Raw genomic sequence first — 17,978 nt, forward strand, 5'->3', positions numbered from 1 at the left:
CGCGCGGCGTGCTCAGCGCCGCATCGTCGCCAGCAGCAGGGCCAGCACCGCGCCCAGGCCCGCGCCCCAGGCGTGGGCGGCAACGACGACCGGGAAGTCCCACTCGCTGCTGTCGCTCATCGGGCCGCGCCACGGCATTTCCAGCCCGATCTTCAGCAGCAGTCCCACGGCCAGCGCGAGGCCGATGCGGCGCAGTGCGCGAGGCTGTTCCAGGCCGGTGATCATGCGCACCGCCATCACCGCCACGCCCGCGTGCAGCACCCCGGACAAGCCCGCGTAGTGCTGCAGCAGCGGCGCGTGCACCAGCAGGGCCAGGTGCGTGGCCGGCCAGGCCAGGCTCCAGGCCACCACCGCACCGCGGTTCACCCGTCCGGCCCAGCCGAGGGCGGCGACCATCAGGCCCCCGATCAGGTTGGCGCTGAGGTGGTCCGGGGTCAGGTGCACCCAGGCCGCGCTCCACAGGCGCCAGGGCTCGGCCAGCACGACCGGAGCCTGCCAGGCCAGGGTGGCGTCGGACAGCCGGTCCAGCCGCGGCGAGCCGCCGATCAGCAGCGCCGGCAGCAGCAGCAGCGCGGACATCATCAGCCACAGCGTCAGCGCCGCCCGCGCGCCGCCATCGCGCCGCGGCAGCGGCTCCTGGGACGCCGGGCCCGCCGTGCGCGGCCGGAAATGCGCGGTGATGCCGGCGCCCCGGCGCCGGGCCGGGGCAGGGACCGGCGGGCTCATGCGGAGGCGGTCCCGGGCGCGGGGTCGAACACCGCGCGGACGAGGGCGCGGACGGCCTGCTGTTCGCCGGCCAGATCGCGGGCCTCGAAGCGGGTCGGGGCTTCGTCAAGCCGGGCCCGGTGCTGCACCTGCCGCAGCCGGCGGTAGGCGGCTGCGGCCGCCTCGCCCACCCCGCGCGGCAGCAGGCCGGCGGCCTCGGCGCGATGCAGCAGGGCGATGTTGCCGGCGTCGTCCTGCAGCGGCCCATGCCGCGCGCTGTGCGCAAGCACCAGGTACTGCACCGCGAACTCCACGTCCATCATGCCGCCCGGGCTGTGCTTGAGGTCGTAGCGCCCCGTCGGCACCGGGTGGGCGGCCTGCACGCGGTCGCGCATCGCGGTGATCTCGCCGGCCAGGGCCTGCGCATCACGCGGCGCGGTGATCACGCTGCGCCGGACGGCTTCGACCCGCGCGGCCAGGCCCGGGTCGCCCGCACACCAGCGGGCGCGGGTGATGGCCTGGTGCTCCCAGGTCCAGGCGGTGTTGCTGCCGCGCTGGGTCTGGTAGCGCTCGAAGGCTTCGACCGAGGTCACCAGCAGACCGGAGTTGCCGTTGGGCCGCAGCGCGGTGTCGATGTCGAAGAGCTCGCCCTCGGCCGTGCGCAGCGTCAGCCAGGTGATGAGCTTGCGGACGAAGGCGGCATAGACCTCGGCGGCGGTGTCGGCATCGGGTTCGTCCGCCGGGTCGAACAGGAAGACGACGTCGAGGTCGCTGCCGTAGCCCAGCTCCTTGCCGCCGAGCTTGCCGTAGGCGACCACCGCGAAGCGCGGGCGCTCGGGCCGGGCCAGCCGCAGCCGCGGCTTGAAGATCTGCCAGCTCCAGCGGATGGCCACATCCAGCGTCGCGTCGGCCAGGGCGGAGAGGTCGTCGGCGACCTGCTCGATGCTCAGCAGGCCCTCGACATCGCGCACCAGGGTGCGGAAGACCTCGGCATGGTGGGCGCGCCGCAGGGTGTCGAGCAGGGCCTCCTCGCTGGCCTCGCCCCCGCGCGTCCAGGCCTCGTGGCGGTCCTGCATCTCGCGCAGGAAGGCGCCGCGGTCGAAGCGGCCGGCCATCAGGCGCGGGTCGGCCAGTTCGTCGATCACGCCCGGATGCTTCATCAGGTAGCGCATCGGCCAGCGCGCCAGGCCCAGCAGGCGCAGCAACCGGGTCAGCACCTCGGGCCGTTCGGACAGCAGGGCGAGGTAGCTTTCGCGGCGCAGCAGCGGCTCGATCCAGTCGACGAAGCGCAGCACCGCCGACTCGGGGATGGTGGCCTGCGGCGTCGCCACCAGGGTGGCGCGCTCGCCCTCGGTGGCCTCGGTCTCGCGGACCGCTGCGGGTTCCGGGCCGCTGACGCTGGGGCAGATCTCGGCCGTGCCGCTGCTGCCGACGCAGCGCGCCGCCCGCGCGATCAGCGTGGCCAGGCGCAGCTTGCTTTCGTCGCGCAGCAGGGCCACGCGCGGGCTGGCGGCAAAGCTGCGCACGCGTTCGGCCAGCGCCGTCGGCAGCTTCTCGGCGAAGCCCGGCGCGTCGACCGGCAGCGGCGGCCCGCCGCAGTTGCGGCAGCCGCCTGCACTGCCGCCCGCAGCGGGGCTACGGCCGTCGTGCAGCAGGGCGTCGAATTCGTTGGCGACGAACTCGCGGTGCGCGACCAGGCCTTCCAGCAGCTCGCAGGCGTCCGCCGTGCAGCGCAGGCCCATGCTGCGGCCGATCCAGGCCAGGTCCTCGTCCACGGTCGGCAGCAGCTGGGTCTGCTGGTCGTCCAGGTACTGGATGCGGTGCTCGACGCGGCGCAGGAAGGTGTAGGCCTCGCCCAGGCGGCGCGCGGTCTCGGCCGGCATCAGGCCGACGGTGACGAGGCGCTCCAGCGCACTGAGCGTGCTGCGCGTGCGCAGCTCGGGAAACTGCCCGCCGCGCACGACCTGCAGCAGCTGCACGATGAACTCGATCTCGCGGATGCCGCCGCGCGAGAGCTTCACATCGTTGGCCCGCTGGGGCCGCCCGGCGGCACGGCGCGCGGCCTCGTCGCGCACCTTGCGGTGCAGCTGCCGCAGGCCTTCGAACACGCCGTAGTCCAGGTAGCGCCGGAAGACGAAGGGCACGACGACCTCGCGCAGGGCGAGCGGACCATCGCCGCAGTCGGCCACGGCCGGCGCGACCACCCGGCTCTTCAGCCAGGCGAAGCGCTCCCATTCGCGACCCTGCACGAGGAAGTACTCCTCCAGCATCGCCAGGCTGACGACGGCCGGGCCCGAGTTGCCGTTGGGCCGCAGCGCGAGGTCGACGCGGAACACGAAGCCGTCCTCGGTCGTCTCGCCGATCAGGGTGTAGAGCTGGCGCGCCACCGAGGCGTAGTACTCGTGGTGGCTCAGCACGCCCCCCCCGTCGGCGCGGCCGGCGGTCTGGCCGTCCTCGTCGTAGACGTAGATGAGGTCGATGTCGCTGGAGACGTTCAGCTCGCGGCCGCCGAGCTTGCCCATGCCGATCACCCAGAAGGCCGAGCGGCTGCCGTCGGCACGGCGCGGTGCGCCATGGCGTGCGTCGTGGTCGGCCAGGGCCCGGGCCAGCGCACGCTGCAGCGCGACCTCGGCCAGCGTGCTCATGGTCTGGGTCACGGCCTGCAGCGGGGCGTCCTGCTCGGTGTCCAGCACCACCAGGCGTTCGAGCACCAGCTGGCGGGTGATGCGCAGTGCGGCGGCCAGGCCATGACCGGCCGCCAGGAGCCGGTCGATCAGGGCATGCAGGGTCTCGGCCTCGGGCCAGCCCGGCGGAAGCTGGTGCCGCAGCGCCTCGTAGCGGCGATGGATGCGCTGCACGAAGCGCGAGTGCAGGGCCAGGCCGTCACGTGCAAGGGGCTCGGCGGCAGGGTGGGTGAAGCCCATGGGGCGTTCAGCTCTGTGCTAGGGTGATTGGGCTCAGGGAGACCGCCGTCGGGCGGACCCGGCGGCCCGCAGGACGGGGCAGGGCGGGCCGGCCCCGGGCCGGCGCCTCGGCCCGAGCCCAGCAGGATTCAGGCCGCTGGGCGGCCGGATGGCCCCGGTGATCTGCCCACTGCCTGAGGCGCCCTCTCTCCGTCATGCCTTCCGCTCCGACTGTCCCTGCCGATTCGCCCGAAAAGAAGCCGCCGAAGGTCCGGTTTCGCACCGGGCCGGCCCGACTGGGGCGCTGGCTGCTGGGGCTCCTCATCCTCGTCGCCAGTGTGCTGGGCCTGCTCTGGCTTGTGCTCCAGTGGGGCATTCTGCCCCGGATCGACCATTGGCGACCCTGGGTGGAGCAGCGCGCCACCGAGGCCCTCGGCCGGCCGCTGCGCATCGGCGCGATCAGCACCCAGGGTGGCCGCGCCTGGCACCAGGAGCTGCGCATCGAGCGCCTGCAGCTCTTCGACGCGCAGGGCCAGGTGGCGCTGGAACTGCCGGCGCTGCGCGCGACCGTCTCGCCCACGTCCCTGCTGCACTGGCCGCCGCGGCTGAGCTCGCTGGAGCTGGAGGCGCCGCGGCTCGACGTCCGCCGCGACCGCGCCGGCCGCCTGTGGATCGGCGGTCTCGCCCTGAGCGACGCCCGCCCGGCCCCCGCCGCACCGGCCGACGACCGTCTGGCCGACTGGCTGCTGCGCCAGCCCCTGCTGCGCATCGTCGGGGGCCAGCTGCGCTGGCTGGACGAGCTGCGCGCCGCCCCGCCGCTCAGCCTCGACCGGGTCGACCTGCAGTGGCACAACGGCGTGCGCCACCATGCGCTGCGCATCGATGCCAGCCCGCCGGCCGACTGGGGCGAGCGCTTCAGCCTGCGTGCCGACTGGACCCGCCCCCTGCTGCTGCCGCTGGGCCATGTCGGCGAGTCCGGCCGCCTGCTCGCCTCGCCGGCCGACTGGCGTCACTGGCGCGGCAGCCTCTACGCCGAGTTGCCGCGGGCCGATGTGCAGCAGCTCTCGCGCCATCTCAGCCTGCCCGTGGACCTGCAGCGCGGCGATGGCGCGCTGCGCGCCTGGCTCGATTTCGCCGACGGCCGGGCGGAGGACCTGACGCTCGACCTCGCCCTCGATGCCGTCACCCTGCGCCTCGCACCCGATCGGGCCGCGCTGGACCTGCGGCGCGTCCGCGGCCGCCTGCGCGCGGTCGATGGTCCGACCGGCGGCCGCCTGCGCCTGGAGGACTTCGCCTTCGACACCGCCGAAGGCGAGGCCTGGCCGGCCAGCACCACCGCCCTGGACTGGCGCTATGCCGCGGCTACGCCGGTGGCAGCGGCTTCCGCCGCGGCGGCGGAGGGTGCGGCATCGGCCCCGGCGCCGGATCTGCTGTTCTTCGGCCAGCGCCCGCTCGCCGGCGGCAGCCTCACGCTGAGCCAGGTCGACCTGGCCCAGCTGCGCGGCCTGGCCGAGCGCCTGCCGCTGCCGGCGAACTGGCAGGCCTTGTTGGCCGAGCTGGCGCCCGAAGGCCAGCTGCGGGGCCTGGACCTGCGCTGGGACGGTCGCCTCGCGGCCCCCGAGCACCTGCAGGTCGAGGGCAGCGTCGAGGGGCTGGCCTTGGCCGCCCGCGCGCTGCCCACCGACCCGATCGGCCGTGCCCTGCTCGCCGAAGGCCACTGGCTCGGCCGCCCCGGCCTGCGCGGCCTGCGCGGCCAGTTCAAGGCCACCGAGCGAGGCGGGCAGGCCCGGCTGTCGATGCGCGAGGGCCGGATCGAGCTGCCCGGGGTCTTCCCCGAGCCTGTGCTGCCCCTGCCCCAGCTGGAGGCCCGTCTCGACTGGCAGCGCGAACCGGCCGGCTGGCGGGTGGATTTCGGGGAAGTCGATCTCGCCACGCCCGACTGGCAGGGTCGCTTCAATGGCCGCTGGCACCGGGCCGACGTCGAGACCGGTCCCGGCCATCTCGAACTCGATGGGCGCATCGACAAGGTCGCCATCGAGCGCGTGCCCCGCTACCTGCCGCTGGTGCTGCTGCCCGAGCTGCGCCGCTACCTGCAGGACGCCATGCTCGGCGGCCAGGGCGAGAACGTCCGCCTGCGCCTGGCCGGGCCGCTGCTGCACTTTCCCTTCACCGACGCCGAGGGCAAGCCGGCGGGCGGCGAGTTCCGCGTCAGCGCCACCCTGCGCGAGGCCCGTTTCGATTACGTGCCCTGGGACCTGTGGATGGGCGCCGGCCCCGGTCTGGGGCCGAAGCGGCGCTGGCCGGCGCTGGCGGCGATCGACGGCGAGCTGCGCGTCGACGGGCGGCAGTTCAGCGTACGCAAGGCGCGCGCGCGGCTGGCCGATCCGGCCCTGGGCCAGATCGCGCTGGAGGGCGGGGAGATCGAGATCCCCCGGCTCGGCCCCGAGTCCCGGCTGGGCGTGAAGGCCAAGGTCCGCGGCCCGGCGGCGGAGTGGCTGCGCTTCGTGGCGGCCACCCCGATCGGCGACTGGCTCGGCGGCAGCCTGGCCGAGGCCACGGCCGGTGGCGAGCTGGGCGGCGACTTCGCCCTTCAGCTCCCGCTGCACGACGTGGCCCAGGCCAGCGTGCGCGGCCAGCTTCAGTTCGCCGGCGGCAGCCTGCGCCTGCGACCCGAGTTGCCGATGCTCCAGGCCCTGCGTGGCGGCCTGGGCTTCACCGAGCAGGGCTTCACCCTGCAGGGCGCGGCCGGCCGCGCCCTGGGCGGTGAGCTCAGTGCGGAAGGCGGCCTGCCGCCCGGCGGTCGCGCGCGCATCGTGCTGCAGGGCAGTGCCACGGCCGAGGGCCTGCGCCGGGCGCCCGAGCTGGGCGTCTGGTCGCGCCTGGCCAGCCGCCTCGACGGCCAGACCGCCTGGCGCACCCAGCTGGCCTGGGGTCCGGCCGGCCTGGACTGGGAGATCCAGAGCAATCTGCTCGGCCTCGCCGCCCAGCTGCCGGCCCCGCTGGACAAGCGGGCCGACCAGGTCTGGCCGCTGCGCGTGCGCAGCCGGCCGCTGGAGGGCGTGAGCCCCGCGCAGGACTGGCTCAGCGTGGACCTGGGACCCGCCGGGGCCCCGCCCCGGCTGCAGGCCCGGCTGCTGCGCGAGACCGATGCCCAGGGCCGCAGCGAGCTGCGTCGCAGCGCCTTCGGCCTGGGGGGGGCGGCCCCCGAGCCGCGCCCCCGGGGCATCGCCGAGCTGCGTATCGACCGCCTGGTGCTTGACGAATGGCAGGCCGTGCAGCGCCTGCTCAGCGGCACGGAGACCGTGCAGGTCGCGGGCGGCCTGCTGCCGGCCCAGGCCCTGCCGCCGCTGGAGGCGCCGCCCGGCAAGCCGATGGGGGCCGGGCCGGCCCCGGCCGCCGGCCTGTCGGGCCTGGATCGTCCCCCGGCCCAGATCGAGCTGCGCGCCGGCGAACTCGCCTGGGGCGCGCGCCGGCTCAGCGGCCTCAAGCTTTCGATGAGCCAGGGCGCCGGGGCAGGTGAGGACAGTGGCTGGCGCGCACGCATCGACGCCGACCAGGCCAGCGGCAGCCTGGCCTGGCGGCCCGAGCAGGGCCCGACCGGCCGGCTGCAGGCCCGCTTCGAGCGCCTGCTGCTGCCGCAGGCCGAGGCCCAGGCCGTCAGCGAGCTGCTTGGCGACGCGCCGGCCGAGGGGCGCGAGGCCTTGCCCGCGGTCGATCTGGTCGCCGAGGACTTCGTGCTGCGCGGCAAGCCGCTGGGGCGCCTGGAGATCCAGGCCTCGCAGCGTGCGGCCGAGAGCAGCTGGCGGCTCGACCGCCTGAGCCTGGCCACGCCCGAGGCGCGTCTGGAGGCCCAGGGCGAATGGAGCCTGGCCCGGCCCGGCGGTGGCGGCCGCCGCACCGAGCTGCAGCTCGATCTGGACGCGCGCGACGGCGGCCGCCTGCTGGCCCGCCTCGGCCAGGGCGAGGTGCTGCGTGGCGGCAGCGCGAAGCTGGTCGGCCGGCTCGGCTGGCGGGGCTCGCCGCTGGATTTCGACCACGCCAGCCTCGACGGCGAGCTCAAGCTCACCGTCGGCCGCGGCCAGTTCCTGCGCGCCGAGCCCGGCGTCGGTCGCCTGCTCGGCGTGCTCAGCCTGCAGTCGCTGCCGCGCCGCCTGCTGCTCGACTTTCGCGATGTCTTCGCCGAGGGTTTCAGCTTCGATGCGATGGACGGCCACGTCAGCATCCGCCAGGGCATCGCCAGCACGCGCAACCTGCGCACCCGGGGCCCGCAGGCCCTGGTGCTGACCGAGGGCGAGGCCGACCTGGCCCGCGAGACCCAGGACCTGCGCGTCTGGGTGGTGCCCGAGTTCAATGCCGGCGCGGCCTCGCTGGCCTATGCGGCGATCAACCCGGCGGTCGGCCTCGGGTCCTTCCTGGCCCAGTGGTTCCTGCGCCGGCCACTGGCCGAGGCCGGCACCCGCGCCTTCCACGTGACCGGCGGCTGGGCCGATCCGCAGGTCGAACGCCTTGAACAGGCCCCGCCCACGCCGCAGGCCGGTGCGTCGGACCCCCCTACGTCGCGGAGCACGCCATGAAGATCGCCGCCCTGCAGCTCTGCGCCGGCCCGCGCCGGGACGAGAACCTCGCCCGCGCCCGGGCCCTGATTGCCGAGGCCGCCGCGGCCGGCGCCGAACTGGTCGCCCTGCCCGAGTATTTCTGCCTGATGGGCTGGCGCGACCAGGACAAGCTCGACATCGCCGAGCCCCCCGGCGAGGGACCGATCCAGGCCATGCTGGCCGAGGCCGCGCGCACGCACGGCCTGTGGCTGGTCGGCGGCAGCCTGCCCCTGCGCGAGGGGCTGCCGGCTGCACCCGGCGAGCCGCCGCGCCGTGCCCGCAACACCACCCTGGTCCACGGCCCCGACGGCCGGCAGGTGGCGCGCTATGACAAGGTCCACCTCTTCCGCTTCGACGACGGCGAGCGCCGCTACGACGAGTCGGCCACCCTGGAGTCCGGCGACGCACCGGTGGCCTTCACCGCCACCGACCGGCGCGGCCGGGCCTGGCGCATCGGCCTGTCGATCTGCTACGACCTGCGCTTCCCCGAGCACTACCGAGCGCTGATGCAGCCCGCCCCCTGCGATCTGTTGCTCGTGCCGGCGGCCTTCACCGTGCCCACCGGCCGCGCGCATTGGGAGTTGCTGCTGCGCGCCCGCGCGGTCGAGAACCAGTGCTACGTGCTCGCCCCCGCCCAGGCCGGCCGCCACGAGAACGGCCGCAGCACCTGGGGCCACAGCCTGGCGGTCGACCCCTGGGGCGACGTGCTGGGCTCGCTCGGGGCCGAGGGCGAGGGCCTGCTGCTGGCCGAGCTGTCGGCCGAGCGCATCGCCGAGGTCCGGCGGCAATTACCGGCCCTGGACCACCGCCGGCTCGGCTGAGCCGCGGCGGCGGCCTGGATCTTCAGCGCGCCGCGGCGGCGGCCGGCGGCGGTGCCAGGAAGCGCGTGGCCGTCGGCCCGGCGCCGTGTTCCTGGTAGCGCACGGCGCCTTCGCGCGCCCACACCCAGTGCGGCACGCCGGCCGGCGCGAGCAGGGAAGAGCCGGCCGGCACGGCCACGGCCTGTGCCGGATCCGCCGTCGCGCCGAAGCCCACCCAGAGCGTGCCCTCCAGCACCGTGGTCAGGCGCGCATCGGGATGGGTGTGCGGCGGCAGGCGGGCGCCGGCCTCCAGTTCGACGCGCAGGGCATACAGGCCGGGCGCGGCCTCGGCCCCGCTCACCCAGCGCGCGCGGATGGCCGGCTGGCCCGGCGGCGAGAAGGCCGGCAGGGCGGCCGGATCGATCACCTGCGGCCGGGGGGGCTCCGCCGCGGCACCCTCGTCGGCCCGCAGGCCGGCGGGCGCCAGCAGGGCGAGGATCAGCAGGCGGGTCCCCAAGCCGCGCGACAGGGGAAGGGGGAAGGACGGCATCGAGGCGGGCATCGGGAGCACGGGAAATCGGGTGGGAGGGGGCGTGTTCAGGCCGGGGGGCGACTCAGCGGCCCCCCGCCACGTCGAGCACGCTGCCGGTCACGTAGGAAGCCGCTTCGGACAGCAGCCACAGCACCGCTTCGGCCACCTCCTCGGGCTGGCCGCCGCGGCCCAGGGGCACGGCGGACTGCAGGCGGGCGATGCGGCCGGGCTCGCCGCCGCTGGCATGGATCTCGGTGTCGATGAGGCCCGGGGCCACGGCATTCACGCGGATGCCCTCGGCGCCGACCTCGCGCGCCAGGCCCAGGGTCAGCGTGTCCACCGCGGCCTTGGCCGCCGCGTAGTCCACGTACTCGTTCGCGGCGCCCAGCCGGGCTGCGCGCGAGGACAGGTTGACGATGGCCCCGCCGCGCCCGCCGTGGCGGGTCGAGAGGCGCCGCACCGCTTCGCGCGCGCACAGGAAACTGCCGACCACATTCGCGCCCAGCACCCGCTGAAGGCGCGCCGCGTCCATCTGCTCGACCCGGGCCTGGCGTTCGAGCAGGCCCGCGTTGTTGACCAGGCCGTCGAGCCGGCCGAAGTGCGCATCGACGGCCGCGAACAGGGCCAGCACCTCGGCCTCGACTGCGACATCGGCCTGCTGGGCGAAGACCTCGGCCCCGGCGGCGCTCAGCTCGTCGACCAGCGCCCGGGCCGCCGCTTCGCGCTCGCGCCAGCTGAAGGCCACGGCCCAGCCCCGCGCGACCGCGCCGCGGACCACGGCGGCCCCGATGCCGCGCGAGCCGCCGGTCACCAGCAGCACGGGGCGGTCTGAGCGGGGGGAGAGCTTCATGCCGCGATGGTCGGTGGCGGCGGCGGAAAAGGAAAGGGCTCCCCGAGGGGAGCCCTTCTGAAGCGACATCCACCCGGGACAGGGCCCCGGGGTGCAAGTCGGCACGGTGCCCGGCGCGGGCCGGGCACTCCGTGTCCGACTTACATGTCCATGCCCATGCCGCCCATGCCGCCCATGCCCGGAGCGCCGCCGGCCGGGGCCTCGTCCTTCGGGGCTTCGGCGACCATGCATTCGGTGGTCAGCATCAGGCTGGCGACCGAGGCGGCGTTCTGCAGCGCGGTGCGGGTGACCTTGGTGGGATCCAGGATGCCCATCTCGATCATGTCGCCGTAGGTGTCGTTGGCGGCATTGAAACCGTAGTTGCCCGAGCCGTTCAGCACGGCGTTGACGACCACGCTGGGTTCGCCACCGGCGTTGTAGACGATCTCGCGCAGCGGGGCTTCGATGGCCTTCAGGACCAGCTTGATGCCGGCGTCCTGGTCGGCGTTGGCGCCTTCGATCTTGCCGGCAGCTTGCTTGGCACGCAGCAGGGCGACGCCGCCACCGGCGACGATGCCTTCTTCCACGGCGGCACGGGTGGCGTGCAGCGCGTCTTCGACGCGGGCCTTCTTTTCCTTCATCTCGACTTCGGTGGCGGCACCGACCTTGATGACGGCCACGCCGCCGGCCAGCTTGGCCACGCGCTCTTGCAGCTTCTCGCGGTCGTAGTCGCTGGTGGCTTCCTCGATCTGGATGCGGATCTGCTTGACGCGGGCTTCGATGTCCGCGGCAGCGCCGGCGCCGTCGATGATGGTGGTGTTTTCCTTGCCCACTTCGACGCGCTTGGCCTGGCCCAGGTCGGCCAGCGTGACCTTCTCCAGCGTCAGGCCGACTTCCTCGGCGATGACCTTGCCGCCGGTCAGGATGGCAATGTCTTCCAGCATGGCCTTGCGGCGGTCGCCGAAGCCCGGGGCCTTGACGGCGACGACCTTCAGGATGCCGCGGATGGTGTTGACCACCAGGGTGGCCAGCGCTTCACCGTCCACTTCTTCCGCAATGATCAGCAGCGGACGGCCGGCCTTGGCGACCTGTTCCAGCGTCGGCAGCAGGTCACGGATGTTGCTGATCTTCTTGTCGAAGAGCAGGACGAAGGGGTTGTCGAGGATCGCGGCCTGCTTCTCGGGGTTGTTGATGAAGTAGGGCGACAGGTAGCCGCGGTCGAACTGCATGCCTTCGACGACGTCCAGCTCGTTGTTCAGGCTCTTGCCGTCCTCGACGGTGATCACGCCTTCCTTGCCGACCTTGTCCATCGCGCTGGCGATGATCTGGCCGACGTCGCTGTCGCTGTTGGCCGAGATGGTGCCGACCTGGGCGATTTCCTTGCTGGTCGTGGTGGCCTTCGAAGCCTTCTTCAGCTCGGCGACCAGGGCCTGGACGGCCTTGTCGATGCCGCGCTTCAGGTCCATCGGGTTCATGCCGGCGGCCACGTACTTCATGCCTTCGCGCACGATGGCCTGGGCCAGCACGGTGGCGGTGGTGGTGCCGTCACCGGCGTTGTCCGAGGTCTTGGAAGCGACTTCCTTGACCATCTGGGCGCCCATGTTCTGGAGCTTGTCCTTGAGCTCGATCTCCTTGGCCACCGAGACACCGTCCTTGGTGACGGTGGGGGCGCCGAAGGAGCGCTCCAGGACCACGTTGCGGCCCTTGGGGCCCAGGGTGACCTTGACCGCGTTGGCCAGGATGTTCACGCCTTCGACCATGCGGGCGCGGGCGTCGCCGCCGAAGATGACGTCTTTAGCTGCCATGTTGGATCTCCGAATTCAGTGTGTGGGATGGGTCGTGAGCGGCGCGGAAGCGGAAGGCTTGCGGCGCGGCTTACTTTTCGACGACGGCGAAGAGGTCCTCTTCGCGCATCACCAGCAGTTCTTCGCCATCGACCTTGACGGTCTGGCCCGAGTACTTGCCGAACAGCACGCGGTCGCCGACCTTGATGTTCAGGGCGACGAAATCGCCCTTGTCATTGCGCTTGCCCGGGCCGACGGCCAGGACTTCGCCCTGGTCCGGCTTCTCGGCCGCGTTGTCGGGGATGAAGATGCCCGAGGCGGTCTTGGTTTCTTGTTCGAGGCGCTTGACGATCACGCGGTCGTGCAGGGGACGAAGCTTCATGGTGGCTCCTCTACGGAAGTCGTGGTGGACGCGGCGGCGCGATGAACGGACCACCGCAAGGCAAGAGAGGCTGCGGCGGCTCGGGGGCCCCCGGCAGCGTTAGCACTCATGCTGGATGAGTGCTAGCAAATGGATTATAGGGACGGGTCCCGGGCTTTCAAGAGGGGGTCTTCCGCCCTGCGTCCCGCGTGGCGCGGCCCCCGGGGCCTGCGGGCGCGGCCGCCGCCGGCCGGCGGCGCCGCTCAGGCCTGCTCGTCGTCGCGCAGGTGGCCGGCGCGGTCGCGCTTGGTGGCGAGGTAGCGGGCGTTGTGCGGATTGCTGGGCACGACCAGGGGCAGCCGGTCGACCACGTCGATGCCGGCGGCGCGCAGGGCCTCGATCTTGGCCGGGTTGTTGGTCAGCAGCCGGATGCGGGCGATGCCCAGCGCGTCGAGCATGGCCGCGGCGGCCTGGAAGTCGCGCTCGTCGGCGCGGAAGCCGAGGTAGCGGTCGGCATCCAGCGTGTCCAGGCCGGTGTCCTGCAGGCGGTAGGCCCTGAGCTTGCTGGCCAGGCCGGTGCCGCGGCCCTCCTGGGCCAGGTAGAGCAGCACGCCGCCGTCTTCGGCCAGGCGCTCGATCGCACCCTGCAGCTGGTCGCCGCAGTCGCAGCGCAGGCTGCCGAGCAGGTCGCCGGTGAAGCAGGAGGAGTGCAGCCGCACCGGCACCGGCTGGCTGCGATCGGGCTGGCCGACGACCAGGGCGAGATGCTCGGTCTCGCCGTGCAGTTCCCGGAACAGCACCAGGGTGCAGTCCTCGTGCGCGGTGATCGGCACATGGGCATCGCTCAGCCGGCGCAGCAGCGCACGGGGCGCACCGCGTGCGGCTTCGATGTCCTGCGGGGCGATCTCGACCAGGCCGTCCGCCACGGCGGCGTCCAGCGTGTCGGCGGGCAGGGCCAGGCGCAGCAGGGCCGGGCTCAGCGGGCCGAGCTTGGCCAGGCGCAGGGCGGCCTGCTCCGCGGCGTCGGCGGGCTGGGCGCTGGCCAGGAAGGCGCGCCGGCGCTCGGCCGGCCAGTCCAGGCCCCAGGCGCCCCCGGGGGCCTGGTCGGGCCGGGCCTGCACGGCCGCCAGGGCCTGCAGGCCGGCGAGGTCCAGTTCCGTCGGCACCGGCAGGTGGGCGGCCTCGGCATCGCCGCGCTGGCTCAGGGCCTGCAGCCGTTCGGCACTCAGCAGCAGACGCAGGGCCCCGCGGCCGCTCTGCCAGCGCGACCAGCCCGCCGCCCCCAGGGTTTCGACCGCGGCGATCAGCAGGCCGGGCTGGCCCGGGCCGGCCCGGAGGGCCAGCGGCCGGCCGTGCTGGAGCTCGGTGCGGGCGCGGTCCATCCGCAGCGCGCGGCGCTCGACGGCATCGAAAGACCAGCCGGGCAGCGACGGGGCGGGGGAGGCGGAGGGCGGAGGAACGCTCATCGGTCAGACGCGCCCGGCCGTCCCGCCCCTGGGGCAGCCGGCAGCCGGGGGGCGGGGAAGGTCAGAAGGGGTTGGTGCGCACGCGGTTGATCGCGCGCAGGCCGACGATGTCATGCGCCGTCACGCCGAAGTGGCGGTCGCTGGCCCAGAGATGGTTGGTCTCGGTCGCGCCGCCGATCAGCGTGGTGTTGTAGCAATCGGGCAGCGCCGGCGTGCAGGCGGCCACGGTGGCGTTGCCGCCGCTGCCGAGGTTGCCGGGGCGGTCGGCCAGCAGGCCGACGCGGTCGCCGATGTCGACCAGGCCGATCAGGCGGCCGTCGTTGATCACCGTCGCGCGCAGGCCGGTGTTGAAGGCTTCGGTGAGGCTGCGCAGCACGGTCTGCGGGTTGAAGGCCGAGGACGTGCGGCTGCGGCCCCAGGGCGTCAGGTCCAGGTTCGGCAGGGTGCCGAACAGCACGCGCACGTCGGCCGTGGCGAGGCGGTTGATCTGGCGGGCCACCCGGTTGCCGAGTTCGCGGGCGGTGGCCTCGGCGGCGGTGGCCTGGGCCGCCGTGCTCAGCGTGCCGTAGAGCGCGATCAGGTCGTTCTGGCCGGTGTAGACCGTGGCCAGGTCGCCCGTTGCGACCGTGGTGCCGGCCAGGAAGGTGTTGACCTTGGCTTCAAGGTCCGCCACGCCGCTGTTGGCCGTGGCGAGGATGACGCCACGCGGGCTGGCTTCCTCGGCGACCGGCAGCGGGCAGCCGCTGAAGCCGATGCCCAGCTCGCGGCCGAGCTGCTGGATCCAGATCGGGTTGTCGAGGCAGTTGACGGTCACGCCGTCGGTGTTGCGCGTGTTGACGGTGTAGCGCAGGCCGTTGCGGCTGCTGCTCGAGCCGGTGACGATGACATTGGTCTCGTCGCCGAAGACGAACAGCCGCTGGGCGTCGAAGCGCTCCACCAGGCTGCCGCCGCCGCCACAGGCGACCAGCAGTGCCGCACCGGCCGTGGCAAGGGTGGCGACGAGCCCGGTGCGCGCGCGGCGCAGGGGGGTGTTGGCTTGCATGGGGGTCTCCAGCGGAAAAAGGGGGGCCGGGGCGGGGGGGGCGTTTGGGGTCAGGCGGCGGCGCGCCGCAGGCGGTCGCGCACGCCCGCCCATTCAGCGTGGTCTGGTGGGGTTTCGACCCAGATCGCCGGCGGGTGGCCTGCGTCCAGGCGGCGCAGGTCGGCGAACAGGGCCTGGGCGGCCGCAGCCGCTTCGGCCGGCATCCGCAGCCCGGGAAGTTCCGCGGGCAGGGCGAGACCGGCGCGAGCATAAACCGCGGGCGCCGGTCCGCCCGGGGACAGGGCGTCGAGCGCGGCTTGCAGCTGGGCGCGCGACATCAGCTGGACACGGGCGCGCGGGGCGTAGTGCTGCTCCAGCGTGCCGGAAGCGCGCGGCGCGGCGGCATCCGGGGGCTGCACGGCCTCGCCGGCGACGGCGGCCACGGCGTCGGCCCCCAGCATGCCGGGGCGCAGCAGCACCGGCCGGCCGCGCGACAGATCGATGATGGTCGACTCGATGCCGACCGCGCAGTCCCCGCCGTCCAGGACCAGCAGGGCCTCCGGACCGAGGCCGGCGAATTCGTCCAGCACGTGGGCTGCGCGGGTCGGGCTGATGCGGCCGAAGCGGTTCGCGCTGGGCGCGGCCACGCCCGGCACGCCGCGTGCGGCCGCGGCGCGCAGCAGCGCGCGGGCCACCGGATGGTCGGGGCAGCGCAGACCCAGGCTGTCCTGGCCGCCCGCTGCGGCCTCGGCCAGTCCGGGGCGACGCGGCAGGATCAGGGTCAGCGGGCCGGGCCAGAAGGCCTTGGCCAGGCGCTGCGCGAGCGGCGGCCAGTCGCGGGTGAAGGCCGCGGCCTCCTCCGGTTCGGCCACATGGACGATCAGCGGATGGTCGGCGGGCCGGCCCTTGGCCGCATAGATGGCGGCGACGGCTGCGGCATCGTCGGCCCGCGCGCCCAGGCCATAGACGGTCTCGGTCGGGAAGGCGACCAGGCCGCCGGCGGCCAGGCGCGCGGCCGCTTCGGCCACGGCCTCGGCGGACGCGCCGGCGCGCAGCAGGGGGCCGGGGGCAGCGGCGTTCACGGCAGGCGACAGGGCGGGGGCGGGACGGCTCAGAAGGCCGGCAGGCCCAGCAGCGTCGCCGCCTGCTGCGCGGCGGCGCGGGCCTCGGCCGCGGTGGCGGCGGTGAAGGTCAGGTGGCCCATCTTGCGGCCCTTGCGGGCGCTGGACTTGCCGTAGAGGTGCAGGTGCGCGCCCGGCAGGGCCAGCACGCCGGCCCAGTCGGGCGTACGTTCGCGGCCCTCGGCATCGAACCAGAGGTCGCCGAGCAGGTTCAGCATCACGGCCGGCGAGTGCAGGCGCGGCGCGACCAGCGGCAGGCCGGTCATGCAGCGCACCTGCAGCTCGAACTGCGACACGTCGCAGCTGTCGATGCTGTGGTGGCCGGAGTTGTGCGGCCGCGGCGCCATCTCGTTGGCCACCAGCTGGCCGCCCTGGAGCACGAAGAACTCGACGCACAGCACGCCGACGTAGCGCAGCCCGTCGGCGATCTTGGCCGCGGCGGCCACCGCCTCCTCGGCCAGGGCGGCGGAAACGCCGGGCGCCGGCACCTCGGTCACGGCCAGGATGCCGTCCCGGTGCAGGTTGCGCTGCACCGGCAGGTGCACGACGCGGCCGTGCGCGTCGCGGGCCAGCACCACGCTGATCTCGAAGTCCAGCGCGAGCATCTGTTCGAGCACGCAGGGCACGCCCTTCAGCGTGGCCCAGGCGGCCTCCAGCTCGGCGCGGTCGCGCACGCGGATCTGGCCCTTGCCGTCGTAGCCCAGGCGGGCGGTCTTGAGGATGCCGGGCAGCAGGCCGTCGGGCACGGCGGCGAGCTGGGCGGGCGTCTCGATCAGGGCGTGCGGCGCACAGGGCACGCCGCAGCGCACGATGTGGGCCTTCTCCTTGGCGCGGTCCTGGCACACGGCCACCGCCTCGGCATCCGGTGCGGTCGGCAGGTGGGCACCCAGGGTGTAGAGCGCGCCGGCCGGCACGTTCTCGAACTCGGTGGTGATCGCCGCACAGCGCTTGAGCATCTGGGCCAGGCCCTGCTCGTCCAGGTAGTCGGCCTGCACATGCACGTGCGAGACCAGGCCGGCCGGGCTGGCCACGTCCGGATCCATCACCGCGGTGAAGTAGCCCAGGCGCTGCGCGGCGTGCGCGAACATGCGGCCGAGCTGGCCGCCGCCCATCACGCCCAGGGTGCTCGACTGCGCGCCGACATCGGCGGCCGCAGGCAGGAGGGTCTTGGAAATCGGCATTCGGGGACTCGCAATCGGGATCTGCGGGGCCGGCGTGTCGCGCGGACCCCGGGGGCGCAGGGGGGCGGATTCAGGCCGGCGGCAGGGTCATGGCCTCGGCGGCGGCGGTCTGGCGGGTGCGGAAGGCGTCCAGCCGGGCGGCCAGCTCCGGGTCCTCGCTGGCCAGCATCGCGACGGCGAACAGCGCGGCATTGGCCGCGCCGGCCACGCCGATCGCGAAGGTGGCCACCGGCACGCCCTTGGGCATCTGCACGATGCTGTGCAGCGAGTCGACGCCCTGCAGGTGCTTGCTCGGCACCGGCACGCCGAGCACCGGCACCGGGGTCTTGGCCGCCAGCATGCCCGGCAGGTGGGCAGCGCCGCCGGCCCCGGCGATGATGGCCTTCAGGCCGCGCGGGCGGGCCGATTCGGCATAGCTGAAGAGCGTGTCGGGCATGCGGTGGGCCGAGACGACGCGTGCCTCATGGGCCACGCCGAACTCGGTGAGAATCGCGACCGCGTGCTGCATCACGTCCCAATCGCTGCTGGAGCCCATGACCACGCCCACCGTCACCGCAGGATCGGCGGCGGGCGGGATGGGGGAGACGGCGGACGGGACCATGGCTCGGAGACTCCTCGACGCGACCGGGCGAGGGCCCGGCATCAGCAGCGGCCCGGCGCCCAGCGCGCCCGACCGACCC

At 74.2% G+C, this 17,978-nt stretch carries 13 protein-coding genes; 2 read left to right on the forward strand and 11 right to left on the reverse strand.

The window, feature by feature from the left end; translation table 11 throughout:
* Nucleotides 1–12: 12 nt before the first annotated feature.
* Together rrtA and H4F90_RS07955 are read right to left on the reverse strand one after the other, a co-directional pair.
* Nucleotides 13–726 carry a rhombosortase gene (gene rrtA, locus H4F90_RS07950; protein WP_182663302.1) on the reverse strand — a complete coding sequence of 238 codons (714 nt, stop codon included), beginning with the start codon at nucleotides 724–726 and terminating at the stop codon, nucleotides 13–15.
* Nucleotides 723–3,629, reverse strand: coding sequence for a [protein-PII] uridylyltransferase family protein (locus H4F90_RS07955; protein ID WP_182663304.1), 2,907 nt, complete (start codon nucleotides 3,627–3,629; stop codon nucleotides 723–725). The genes rrtA and H4F90_RS07955 overlap by 4 nt, the downstream gene beginning before the upstream one ends.
* A gap of 194 nt (nucleotides 3,630–3,823) precedes the next feature.
* Between H4F90_RS07955 and H4F90_RS07960 the strand changes: the two genes are divergently transcribed.
* Nucleotides 3,824–8,182, forward strand: a complete 4,359-nt coding sequence (locus H4F90_RS07960) for a YhdP family protein (RefSeq protein ID WP_182663306.1) — start codon at nucleotides 3,824–3,826, stop codon at nucleotides 8,180–8,182.
* Entirely contained in the window at nucleotides 8,179–9,024 is an 846-nt protein-coding gene (locus H4F90_RS07965; protein WP_182663308.1) for a carbon-nitrogen hydrolase family protein, read from the forward strand. Before H4F90_RS07960 ends, H4F90_RS07965 begins: the two co-directional genes overlap by 4 nt.
* A gap of 22 nt (nucleotides 9,025–9,046) precedes the next feature.
* On the opposite strand, the gene H4F90_RS07970 is transcribed toward H4F90_RS07965, so the two are convergent.
* From H4F90_RS07970 to purE, 9 genes are all read right to left on the reverse strand, one after another.
* A complete protein-coding gene (locus H4F90_RS07970; protein ID WP_220486109.1) occupies nucleotides 9,047–9,565 on the reverse strand; it encodes a cupin domain-containing protein in 519 nt (172 codons plus the stop codon).
* Nucleotides 9,566–9,617: 52 nt separating this feature from the next.
* Nucleotides 9,618–10,385 carry an SDR family oxidoreductase gene (locus tag H4F90_RS07975; RefSeq protein ID WP_182663310.1) on the reverse strand — a complete coding sequence of 256 codons (768 nt, stop codon included), beginning with the start codon at nucleotides 10,383–10,385 and terminating at the stop codon, nucleotides 9,618–9,620.
* A 140-nt stretch (nucleotides 10,386–10,525) separates the two neighbouring features.
* On the reverse strand, nucleotides 10,526–12,169 hold the full coding sequence (gene groL / locus H4F90_RS07980) for a chaperonin GroEL (protein ID WP_182663312.1): 1,644 nt from the start codon (nucleotides 12,167–12,169) through the stop codon (nucleotides 10,526–10,528).
* Between the two features lie 70 nt (nucleotides 12,170–12,239).
* The gene (groES, locus tag H4F90_RS07985) at nucleotides 12,240–12,530 is read right to left on the reverse strand and encodes a co-chaperone GroES (protein WP_182663314.1); all 291 of its coding nucleotides are present in this window, start codon (nucleotides 12,528–12,530) and stop codon (nucleotides 12,240–12,242) included.
* A 242-nt stretch (nucleotides 12,531–12,772) separates the two neighbouring features.
* Nucleotides 12,773–13,975, reverse strand: coding sequence for a GTP cyclohydrolase II (ribA, locus tag H4F90_RS07990; RefSeq protein ID WP_182663316.1), 1,203 nt, complete (start codon nucleotides 13,973–13,975; stop codon nucleotides 12,773–12,775).
* Nucleotides 13,976–14,036: 61 nt separating this feature from the next.
* Nucleotides 14,037–15,017, reverse strand: a complete 981-nt coding sequence (locus tag H4F90_RS07995; RefSeq protein ID WP_182663318.1) for an SGNH/GDSL hydrolase family protein — start codon at nucleotides 15,015–15,017, stop codon at nucleotides 14,037–14,039.
* A 50-nt stretch (nucleotides 15,018–15,067) separates the two neighbouring features.
* Complete coding sequence (locus H4F90_RS08000) at nucleotides 15,068–16,078, reverse strand: L-threonylcarbamoyladenylate synthase (RefSeq protein WP_407926174.1); 1,011 nt, start codon at nucleotides 16,076–16,078, stop codon at nucleotides 15,068–15,070.
* 29 nt (nucleotides 16,079–16,107) lie between these two features.
* Entirely contained in the window at nucleotides 16,108–17,298 is a 1,191-nt protein-coding gene (locus tag H4F90_RS08005) for a 5-(carboxyamino)imidazole ribonucleotide synthase (protein ID WP_182663320.1), read from the reverse strand.
* Between the two features lie 70 nt (nucleotides 17,299–17,368).
* On the reverse strand, nucleotides 17,369–17,899 hold the full coding sequence (gene purE / locus H4F90_RS08010; RefSeq protein WP_182663322.1) for a 5-(carboxyamino)imidazole ribonucleotide mutase: 531 nt from the start codon (nucleotides 17,897–17,899) through the stop codon (nucleotides 17,369–17,371).
* Nucleotides 17,900–17,978: the final 79 nt, after the last annotated feature.

The sequence above is a fragment of the Aquariibacter albus genome (assembly GCF_014145335.1).
Classification (GTDB): Bacteria; Pseudomonadota; Gammaproteobacteria; order Burkholderiales; family Burkholderiaceae_C; genus Aquariibacter; species Aquariibacter albus.

Bases quoted from the DNA above. Each gene is read 5' to 3' on its own strand.
- rrtA (WP_182663302.1), bottom strand. From the start codon at position 726: ATGAGCCCGCCGGTCCCTGCCCCGGCCCGGCGCCGGGGCGCCGGCATC.
- ribA (WP_182663316.1), bottom strand. From the start codon at position 13,975: ATGAGCGTTCCTCCGCCCTCCGCCTCCCCCGCCCCGTCGCTGCCCGGC.
- groL (WP_182663312.1), bottom strand. From the start codon at position 12,169: ATGGCAGCTAAAGACGTCATCTTCGGCGGCGACGCCCGCGCCCGCATG.
- H4F90_RS07955 (WP_182663304.1), bottom strand. From the start codon at position 3,629: ATGGGCTTCACCCACCCTGCCGCCGAGCCCCTTGCACGTGACGGCCTG.
- H4F90_RS08005 (WP_182663320.1), bottom strand. From the start codon at position 17,298: ATGCCGATTTCCAAGACCCTCCTGCCTGCGGCCGCCGATGTCGGCGCG.
- H4F90_RS07965 (WP_182663308.1), top strand. From the start codon at position 8,179: ATGAAGATCGCCGCCCTGCAGCTCTGCGCCGGCCCGCGCCGGGACGAG.
- groES (WP_182663314.1), bottom strand. From the start codon at position 12,530: ATGAAGCTTCGTCCCCTGCACGACCGCGTGATCGTCAAGCGCCTCGAA.
- H4F90_RS07975 (WP_182663310.1), bottom strand. From the start codon at position 10,385: ATGAAGCTCTCCCCCCGCTCAGACCGCCCCGTGCTGCTGGTGACCGGC.
- H4F90_RS07970 (WP_220486109.1), bottom strand. From the start codon at position 9,565: ATGCCCGCCTCGATGCCGTCCTTCCCCCTTCCCCTGTCGCGCGGCTTG.
- H4F90_RS07995 (WP_182663318.1), bottom strand. From the start codon at position 15,017: ATGCAAGCCAACACCCCCCTGCGCCGCGCGCGCACCGGGCTCGTCGCC.
- purE (WP_182663322.1), bottom strand. From the start codon at position 17,899: ATGGTCCCGTCCGCCGTCTCCCCCATCCCGCCCGCCGCCGATCCTGCG.
- H4F90_RS07960 (WP_182663306.1), top strand. From the start codon at position 3,824: ATGCCTTCCGCTCCGACTGTCCCTGCCGATTCGCCCGAAAAGAAGCCG.